Below are 9,450 nucleotides of genomic sequence, written 5' to 3' on the forward strand. Positions count from 1 at the left end.
TGGGCGACATCACGCGCTTGATCGTGTTCTCGTAGACCCAGTCGGGGAAGCAGGCAGTACGATGGGTCGGATAGACCTCCATCCGGTATGTCTTCGGGTATCGCCTGAACAATTCCTTCTGCCCGTCATCAAGCCTGTCCGCATACTTGTCGACGTTGGCCGCCGAGATCGAGAACAGCGGCTTCTCGTTGGCAAACGGGTTGACGTAGGGCGCGCCGCCGTCGGCACTGCTCGGCTTGTATCCGGCCGGCGCCTGGCACAGGCCGCCCGTCCACTCAGGAATCTCGCCGTCCTTGCTGCCCGCCTGTTCGGCGCCCAGTGGCGTGAGCGTCTTCCCGAGACGAGCCGCATCGGCCGCGCTGGGCGCAGCGTTCACTTGTGTACCGACGAGCGCCATCACGCCTGCCGCTGTCAGTGTCAGCAGAAGTTTCATCTGTCTCCTCCAATTCATTGCACCGATGTATCGTTCCAACATCACCGTCGCCACAGGTATGTGCCTGCACGCTTTCGTCGTCGTGCCGGGGCGCCAACCAGGATCGATCCAATCCGCCATTCATCGACCGGGCAAACCCATTCTGTATTTCGCGGACGCTTCGCACGTCGTCGAAACCGACGAAATTGCATGCGCGCATCGTGACTGGGCGCGTTCACGGGAAACAAAGCGGGAGGATTCGCTGGCGACAAGATGCGGCGGCCTGTTCGGCCGCTCGCACTTTCACGCTTTAATCCACCCGGTATTTCTGCACGACATCTTCGAGCAACGTGAGACCATGGCCGGGACGTTCGCTCAGGTGCAGCACCCCGTCGGTCAGAATCGGCAGTCCGTCGAACAGCATGGTCGACCAGTCCATCCATTCGGCGATGAGGCCGTTGGGCACGGCGGCAATGCAATGCGCGAAGACCTCCGGCATCAGATGGCTCGCCACCGGAACCGCGAACGACTCCGCCAACGCGGCGGCTTTCCGGAATTGCGTGATGCCGCCCATCCGGCACATGTCTACCATCAGGTAGTCCACCGCCCTCGCTTTGAGCAGCGGCAGCAACGATACGGGGTTGTAGTGGTACTCCCCCGAACAAATTGGGACATCCAAGGCCTGTGCGATAGCCGCCTGGCCCTCGATATCGTGCATCGCCGTCGGGTCTTCGAGCCAGAAGAGCTCGAATTCTTCCAGCGCGCGACCCACTCTGATTGCCCGGGAAGGCGTCCAGGTCTGGTTGACGTCGTACATCAGGTCAATGTCATAGCCGATCGCTTCGCGAATCGCGCGGACACGGGCGACGACCTGCTCGATCCGTGCGTCGCGCTCTGCGTACGGTCTGATCTTGATCGCGCGATGCCCTTGCGCCACCAAGTCGGCGGCCTGGCGCTGCAGGACATCCGGTCTGCTGCCCACTGCAATGCTGCTCTGATATGTTCTCGCGTGGTCGGAAAATCCGCCCAGCAAGCGCCAGAGCGGCTGCCCCGAGTCCTTGCCGACGATATCCCACAACGCGATGTCGATCGCGGTCGCCGCAATGTTTAGGAGACCGCCCGGACCGACAAAATTGGCGGGATAAACCATTTTTGCGAATAGATGCTCGATCCGGCGCGGATCTTCTCCGACGACCTGCTCGCCAAGTTCGCGCACCATCGCGGTCAGCGAACGTTGAAAATCTGTGGTCACGGTGAAAGTATGGCCGATGCCATCTATACCGGTATCGGTTTGGACACGAACCACAACCACCGGCATCTGGCTCTTATAGCGTCCGATGGCCTGCGGGATGACAGTCGTCACGACCTCAACGCGCGTGATTTTCACCGGGGAATCTCCTGTTTCGTGTGTCGAGGATGCCAGCCGGGTACCAGCGTGCGGACCGTCGCGTTGGCATGCCGTGATGCGCTTTGACGACAGCCACGCGCACTAGCGGCAGCCCGACTGTCGATTGTGCAGCGCGCTCAGCGAAGCCGCCCCTGCTCACGCAACCGTATGCCGATCTCGCGAATGCGCGCCTCCCCTTCCTCCAGGGCAGCTGCACTCGTGTGGACGGAGTAATAGCCGAGCACCAGATCGTGAGGGTGCTTGACGGCCGAGCCGAATACGAATTCGGCATCCGTCTCGGCATGGAACTCGATTGCGCCTTCCGACTCGTCGAACACCACGAGTTCGCCGGCTTGCACTTTGTCCGGCACCAAAAGTTCTCCGATGCTGACAGCGGCCCAACCGACGGCATGCCCTTCGGGCGGCTCGTAACGCCAAAGCTCCCCGGCCTTCAACTTGACCGACAGATAGTTGATCGGCGAAGGCGCCTGCAGCGGACTCCTCGCTCTGCCGTATCGCCCCAGCAGCACCGTCACTGGACCATCACGTTCGATATCGCCGGGCTCCAGATAAATGCTTTCCGCCCCCCCCAGTTCCATGTCAGGCGGCAACGCGACCCAAAGCTGAAACCCGCGGACGCGATCGGCATCGCCAAAATCGCCTCCATGCCATGCGCCGCCTCCGGCCTGCATCCACTCCACCCCGCCCTGCGGAATCGTTCCGCTGCGGCCCAATGTATCCTCGAAACCCACATTGCCCTCGAGAATCCAGGTGAGCGTCGCGATACCCGAATGCGGATGCAAATGCACGCCATGCGGTGTCGTACCCGTCAAATCGATCAGGTCGAGAAAAACGAACGGTCGCAACGTCTGGCCCAGATCCGATGGGCTCATCAGGCGCGTGACTGGTCCCTGCCGATGACCGCGGGTGCGCGTGGCGACGCGGCGTAGGCGAACAGCGTGGTCATTCGACGAGGACTGAGACATGGATCGTTCCGTGGGCTTAGAAAAAGACAAACGCATTTGGATGGAATCGATGGTATGCAATCCCTCTTCGGGCGACTAGGGCTCCAATGTGGATTTCACCCGTCCGCGATCGGACACAATCGCGACGCGACATGTCAAGGCTCGCGTGCGCAGTATGCAAATCGTCACAACCGACGATGACCGCCATTTCGTCGACGCCTACCATCTGCCACGCCTGATACCGTGGCCGCCTCCCTACCTGCCATCGGCTCCAAGTGGGCGACGCGATGTCGGTATCGCCCGGTCGTTCGTGCGTGGCTTGCCCGGTCCGCTCCGCGTGTCGAGCAATGACATCAATCGGTAGCTCGGGCATGGCGCAGTCATGCATGGCGCTTTTATCCAAAGAGATTTCGGAGGCAAAGAGATGGATTTGCAATGGAGTGACTCGGATCTGGCTTTTCGCGACGAAGTGCGCGCGTTCTTCGCCGCCCATTTGACCGACGAACTGCGCGCGGCCGGCCGTCTGATGACGAGCGTCTACGCCGATCACCAGGCGGCTATGCAATGGCAGCATATCCTCGCCGCCAAAGGATGGGCGGCGCCGGCCTGGCCGGTCGAGTACGGAGGCTGCGGCTGGAGTGCGGCGCAACGCTACCTGTTCGCCCGGGAACGGGTAGCCGCATGCGCGCCGCCGCTGTCGCCGATGGGCATCCAGATGTGTGCGCCGGCATTGATCAAGTTCGGAACCCCTGCTCAGAAGGCGTACTTCCTGCCGCGCATGCTGAGCGGCGAACATATCTGGTGTCAGGGTTATTCCGAGCCGCAATCGGGCTCCGATCTCGCGTCGCTGACGATGCGTGCGCGTGAAGACGGCGACGATCTCGTGTGCGACGGCTCCAAGATTTGGGCAACACATGCGCAAGATGCGAACTGGATCTTCTGTCTCGTCCGGACGTCACGAGAGGAAAAACCGCAGCTCGGTATCACCTTCGTGCTGATCGACATGCGCACTCCCGGCATCAGTATCCAGCCAATCGTGATGTCGTCGGGCGAGCACATCCAGAACCAGGTGTTCTTCGATCAGGTTCGCGTACCGAAGGCCAATGTTATCGGCACGATCGGCGCCGGGTGGACCGTCGCCAAATTCGTGCTCGAATTCGAACGTGGCGGTACCGCCTACACGCCGGAGCTGCACGACATGCTCGACAACCTGCGCCAGTTCGCGGAAACCGTGCCAGGCGAGACGACAGATCGACTGATCGGCGATCCGCATTTCGCCAGCAAGCTCGCCGCTGCGCGCATTCGCATCGCGGCGCTCGAAGTGTATGAACTCAGGACAATGTCTGCGCTATCGGCGGGACGATCGCCCGGGACCAACGCATCGGTCATGAAGATCCTCGGGACCGAGTTGAGCCAGCACTTGACCGAGCTCGGGATGGAAGCGGCGGGTCATTACGGTCGCGCATTTCAGCCGCAGGCGGCGTGCCCCGGTGGCCCAGTGAAGTTGTGGCACACCACCGGGCCACACGTCGGACCACAAGCGGCCGTGCTCGCCCCGCTGCGTTATTTCAACGATCGGGCCGGATCGATCTATGCCGGCTCAAACGAAGTCCAGCGCAACATCCTGGCCAAGGCGGCATTGGGTCTGCACTGATAAGACGTTATTGGCTCCGCACTGGGGCCAGGATGGCGATGCATCGATTGCGACGATGCTTCTCCAAAGAGCTGACGACAACTCGAGAGGACCGCAATGGTCCTCATGAAAAGCGAGTCGGTCCGTACCTTAATGAGCATGAGGAGATCAAACGTGAATTTCGATTTTACGGAAGAGCAGAATTTGCTGCGAGGAACCTTGCAATCGTTCCTGCGCGATCACTACGATTTTGAGGCTCGGCGCGACGCCACACTGTCCGACGCGGGCTGGCGCCGTGACATGTGGCACGCACTGGCTCGGGACCTGGGCCTGCTTGCGGTCACGCTGCCCGAGCAGGCGGGCGGTTTCGGCGGCGGCGCCGTCGAAACAATGATCGTGATGGAAGAACTCGGTTCGGTGATCTTCGTCGAGCCGTTTCTCGAGACCTGCATCATGGCCTCGGGCGTCCTCAAACGCGTTGGCGGGACGCTCGCCAACGCCGTGATGGCCGATATCGCCGCAGGAGACTCGATCATCGCATGCGCGTGGTCCGAAGGCGGTGCCGGGTATCAGCTATCGAAGGTTGCCACGAGTGCGCGCCGCCGGACAGGCGGTGGCTGGCGGCTCGACGGTCGGAAAACCGTTGTCATGGCCGCACCCTGGGCGTCGAAGCTGCTCGTAACCGCGCGGACGTCAGGCGCCCCGGACGATCATGACGGCATCTCGCTTTTTTTGGTCGACAAGGATGCCGCCGGCGTGTCGACAATCGATTACCCGACCATCGACGGCAAACGGGCGTCCGACATCGTGTTCGAGAATGTCGAACTATCGCCGGATGCGCTGCTCGGTGACGACGGCACTTCTCTGCCGCTCATTGAACTGGTCAGCGACGAGGCAATTGCCGCGATTTGCGCGGAGGCAGTCGGCGTGCTGAAACGCATGCATTCGGACACGGTGTCGTACACGCAGGAGCGGCGCCAGTTCGGTCAGCCTCTGGCGAGTTTTCAGGCGCTGCAACATCGCATGGTCGACATGTATCTGCAAGTGGAGATGGCGATCTCGGCGACGTACCTCGCGACCTTGTCGCTGTCAGACGCCGCGTCGGATCGCGCGCGTGCCGTGTCGGCGGCCAAGGTGACGATCGCGAAGGCCTGCCGGTTCGTCGGGCAGAACGCGGTGCAGCTACACGGCGCGATGGGCATGACCGATGAGCTGGCGCTTGGTCACTACTTCAAGCGTGCGACCGCGCTCGAAAACGAGTTCGGCGGCATCGACTTCCATCTGGCGCGACATGCACGCCTCGAGACGCTGCAGCAGCAGTCAACAGACCCCGACGCTAGACTTGAATAACGCTTTGAAGCCCGATCACCGGAGTACGCACATGCTGTTCCGGCGAGCGGCGCTTGTCGCGAGGTTGCGCCGCCCCGCCCTGGATACAGGCTCGTCGGCGCAACCCCATCAACCACGCAACGGACCCAACGATCGCGCCAAGGCAACTACACAAGCACCCTGGCGCCGATCTCGTGACTGAGCTAGAACGTGGTCTGCAGCGTGAGGGAAATCCACGGCTTGTCATTCCACATGAACGCTCCGTTCCCGCCGGCGTAAAAGGCAGGGCCACCGGGCGCAAAACTGGTCGATCCGCTCGTATGGCTGTGGTACCCGTTGTATTGCAACGTGATGTTGTATTTGTTGTAGACCGCTGCGTGCAACCCGACCGTATAGATGAGCGCGCCCTGATTCCCGATGGCGGTGGATAGGGACGGCGTGTTGCCGTAAAGCCCGTACATCACGAACACCGGCATATCGAGATCGACTCCGGGAAATACTTGTAACCATTGCGGGTCGAACTGCATCGCCGCGACGACCGAACCGTTCGTCGAACAGCCGTCCCATTTGCTTCCCGTCGGGCACGCCGCCAGGTTGCTCGTTCCGTTATAGAGCGCCGCATTCTTGATCGAGCCGACCCTTTGGGTAAAGGCGACTTCCGCCAAGGCGAAGCCCCCTTCGTAAAACGGCGTCTTGCTCAACGGCATCATCGCATTGCCGATCAGGTTAATCGTATCCCCGCGAGCTCCCGAGCTACCGGACAGGTCGGCAGGTTGAGGACCTGCAACCGAATTCAATGCCGTGTTGTGACGATACGAAACCTCGAACCCCGTACTCAAAATGCCAATACCCGCTTCCGCACTGACGCCGAACAACTGCGTGCCCTGGTTGTACGCAAGATGGTAGTTGGACGCCCCCGTTGCCGGATTCTGACCGAACAGCACCCACGGCTGCGCCTCATCGAGTCGACGATAGTAAAAGCCGAGATTGCCGCCCGCGAGAAACGACGGGCTCCAGGTCGCTCGAACGCCAAAGTTGTTGTCGACGTTCTTCGGCCTGAAGTCGTCGCCATGAGGAACGGCTCCCAGCAACTGTGAAGGTCCGTAGAACAGGAAGTCCGACAGGCCGAGATAGGTTCCGCCTTCCGGCAGCAGGTTGTGCTCGAACTCGAAGAAATATTGCGCCGCCAGCGAAAGCTCCGGCGTAATGGCGGTCTGCACATAAAACTGCGCTCTGGGAAGGGCCAGTTCCTTCAACGTCGAGCCAGGCGATGCGGAACCCTTGATGCCATCGACCGGATTCTGCGCGTAACTGATGCTCTGATCACCGAAGAAGATTGCCGTGCCCCAGATCTGGGTCAGCCGGCCGAGCTTGATGGCCGTCGAGTGCCCGCCAATATCGAAGTTGCCGTAGGCAAAGGCATCGAGCGGTTGCGTACCATTGACGTAATAGCTGCGCGTGTATGAGGAATACTTGTTTCCCGGGTATGTGCCAAGCGCCGAATAAGGCACACCCGGCGCAGCGAGGCCGGGATTGAACTGGACGGAATCGGTATAGGCGAAATCTTTAAACAACGACGCGCTGACGCGGAATCCATATTCCTGACGGTAAGACAGGTTGAACTCCGTCAGATCGGACACGCGGTTGGTGACGATGCTGCCAGCATGTCCGTACTTGTAGTCGGATTCGTCAAAGAACGGACTGTTTCCGATGCCGGAATCAATACCCTGTGCGCGCATGCCACCAATGTATTGAATCGTGTTGTCCCAGCGACCGGTAATATCCGGGCTCAGATTAAATTCAAAGGCATTTGCCGAAATGGATCCGGCAAATGCCAAACCCCCACATGCCAGCGCACGAATTCCGGCACGAGCACGAGCTGCGAGCTTTCTGCGGTTATATCTCACATCCATCTCCTCTTATCCTTCTGGACTTTGAATTTTTGGCACGCCTTTTTATTATCAAAATTCATTGCTCGACGAGGAGCGAGAGAATCGCGGGTTCAGACAGATAGGTGCCACAGAACGGATTTCCGAATATCCGCTCGTGCTTCGGTGGCGCACATTTGAGGCTCAAATCGTCTGTTCGTATAACAAATTTTTCTCGTTCTGGGAACGTAGAAAGACCGCGACATCAATGGCCTCATGCGATTCCGGCACCTGCACGGTCCGCCTCAAGGATCCCACCCACTTCCACTCGCCGCACTGCATTTATATTCTTTAAGTAATACTTTTTGTATTTACGTTCAATTCTGATTTCCAGATCATTGGCGAGGCGGAACGCAGCAGACCACCCCACTCCGCAAAAACCCCAACTGCATCGACAGATGTGTATTGCACGTGAATTCGAATCGCAAGGCCACCGCCAGAAAACGTGCACCCATTATGAAACGCGCAGTTGATCAGTCATCGTCGAAAAAGACGATTTTGCCCGTGTCGCCCCAGGAACCATTCCGGTCTCGCTATGAGTTTCCGGCATGGTGGGTGTCGCCGGACCAGCAACGGTCAAACAGCCAGGATACAGGCGCTGTTACGTTAAAGCGTTAGTGACGCATTAGCGTGAGGACGCGCATTTGCTCAGAATGCAGACGGATTTGGGGTGATCGCAGTGAAGCGATGCCACGCGACGAAACGTGCCGCAAGGTGTTTGCGATAGAGCGAGGCGCGCAGGAGATGTCGCTTGAGTGCGAAGTGTTGCCGGATTGGACCGAAGCGCGATAAGAAAGCCTGCGTGCGTTCCGGATCGCGGAAGCCACGCACGTCCCGCAAGAAGTCCCCTTGAGGGATGCGTCGCTCGCGTTCGCGCGTTGGTTGGTGACTGTTTTCGGCCCTGTTGTTCGCCCGCGCGCTGGCTTTGACGAAGACATGCTTGACGTGAACCCGTTCGGGAATCTCGGCGTTCGTCGCCGGACAGGTTTGGGTACGGCTTCGGACCTTGCAATAAACGATCTTTGACTTCTCAGGGTGCATCTGCAACCCGCATTCCGTCAGCTGCGAGGCGATGGCATGCATGACCTCCTGCGCCTCGCTGCGGCAAGCAGGGTGGAAGGAGACATGGGGCCAACGAAGATCAACAAGATCCTCATTGGCCGCCGCGAAGCTTGCTTCCCATCACGTGCGTTCTTAAGTTGATTGAGTTCCGACGCGGAAGACGGGCTTAACCGGGTGGATTGGCCCCATAGGGCAGTTAGCAGTAGGCTCACACGATGAAAAGTGACGGGGGGCACGAATCAAGGGAATTCCTCTTTTTTGCGAAGTTTCCCTTAACGCCGTAGATTCGATGCACGCCCCCTCATTGATCACGCTGACCTTCAATGGCTAGCAACAACCGACCCTGCCGGCGACGCACTAGCCGGTGCACTGGTCTGCGAGGAACCAACCTGCAGCGTCGCGGCAGCTTGCTGCTGATTGTCCTGAGCCGCGATCTTCGCTTCTGCTGCCTGGATATCGCTGGGGTATGTCGAATCATTAGACATGGCCGGGTTATAACCAGCCTGCTCGATTCGGACGAGATCCGCAAGAACCTGCGCGCGCGTAAGCGGAGCTGACGGCGACTGTGCGAAGCTCAACGAGGGGCCAGCCAGCACACCGGCGGACAGCATAAGACATACAAGGGTCTTCATCTTGAGGTATTCCTTTGTGGTTGAAAAAGATAACCAGTCGACACCATCGTAAGCGGCTCGCCTAGGCCGTTCGTCCACGCGCGTGCACGTGAAGCATGATGG

The 9,450-nt window shown here is 59.7% G+C and carries 7 protein-coding genes and 1 pseudogene; 2 read left to right on the top strand and 6 right to left on the bottom strand.

Annotated elements, in window-relative coordinates:
• The 3 genes from M0D64_RS44210 to M0D64_RS44220 form a co-directional block, all read right to left on the bottom strand.
• Positions 1 to 433, bottom strand: a 433-nt coding sequence (locus M0D64_RS44210) for a DUF1329 domain-containing protein (RefSeq protein ID WP_266262229.1), incomplete at its 3' end; no start/stop codon positions are given.
• Positions 434 to 722: 289 nt separating this feature from the next.
• Positions 723 to 1,799, bottom strand: coding sequence for a mandelate racemase/muconate lactonizing enzyme family protein (locus M0D64_RS44215; protein ID WP_266262230.1), 1,077 nt, complete (start codon positions 1,797 to 1,799; stop codon positions 723 to 725).
• Positions 1,800 to 1,936: 137 nt separating this feature from the next.
• Complete coding sequence (locus M0D64_RS44220) at positions 1,937 to 2,785, bottom strand: pirin family protein (RefSeq protein ID WP_266262231.1); 849 nt, start codon at positions 2,783 to 2,785, stop codon at positions 1,937 to 1,939.
• A gap of 403 nt (positions 2,786 to 3,188) precedes the next feature.
• Between M0D64_RS44220 and M0D64_RS44225 the strand changes: the two genes are divergently transcribed.
• Positions 3,189 to 4,418 carry an acyl-CoA dehydrogenase family protein gene (locus M0D64_RS44225; protein ID WP_266262232.1) on the top strand — a complete coding sequence of 410 codons (1,230 nt, stop codon included), beginning with the start codon at positions 3,189 to 3,191 and terminating at the stop codon, positions 4,416 to 4,418.
• 153 nt (positions 4,419 to 4,571) lie between these two features.
• The gene (locus tag M0D64_RS44230; protein WP_266262233.1) at positions 4,572 to 5,747 is read left to right on the top strand and encodes an acyl-CoA dehydrogenase family protein; all 1,176 of its coding nucleotides are present in this window, start codon (positions 4,572 to 4,574) and stop codon (positions 5,745 to 5,747) included.
• Positions 5,748 to 5,929: 182 nt separating this feature from the next.
• Here M0D64_RS44230 and M0D64_RS44235 read toward each other — a convergent pair whose 3' ends face one another.
• From M0D64_RS44235 to M0D64_RS44245, 3 genes and pseudogenes are all read right to left on the bottom strand, one after another.
• Positions 5,930 to 7,639: a DUF1302 family protein gene (locus M0D64_RS44235; RefSeq protein WP_308102560.1), complete on the bottom strand. Its 1,710-nt coding sequence runs from the start codon at positions 7,637 to 7,639 to the stop codon at positions 5,930 to 5,932.
• A 663-nt stretch (positions 7,640 to 8,302) separates the two neighbouring features.
• Positions 8,303 to 8,677: pseudogene (locus M0D64_RS44240) on the bottom strand (hypothetical protein); the annotation flags it as partial.
• Positions 8,678 to 9,036: 359 nt separating this feature from the next.
• Complete coding sequence (locus tag M0D64_RS44245; RefSeq protein WP_266262235.1) at positions 9,037 to 9,348, bottom strand: DUF4148 domain-containing protein; 312 nt, start codon at positions 9,346 to 9,348, stop codon at positions 9,037 to 9,039.
• Between the last annotated feature and the right edge of the window lie 102 nt (positions 9,349 to 9,450).

Origin of the sequence: Paraburkholderia sp. WS6 (genome assembly GCF_030464835.1) — a bacterium.
GTDB classification, from domain to species: Bacteria; Pseudomonadota; Gammaproteobacteria; order Burkholderiales; family Burkholderiaceae; genus Paraburkholderia; species Paraburkholderia madseniana.

Bases quoted from the DNA above. Each gene is read 5' to 3' on its own strand.
- M0D64_RS44225 (WP_266262232.1), top strand. From the start codon at position 3,189: ATGGATTTGCAATGGAGTGACTCGGATCTGGCTTTTCGCGACGAAGTG.
- M0D64_RS44220 (WP_266262231.1), bottom strand. From the start codon at position 2,785: ATGTCTCAGTCCTCGTCGAATGACCACGCTGTTCGCCTACGCCGCGTC.
- M0D64_RS44235 (WP_308102560.1), bottom strand. From the start codon at position 7,639: ATGGATGTGAGATATAACCGCAGAAAGCTCGCAGCTCGTGCTCGTGCC.
- M0D64_RS44245 (WP_266262235.1), bottom strand. From the start codon at position 9,348: ATGAAGACCCTTGTATGTCTTATGCTGTCCGCCGGTGTGCTGGCTGGC.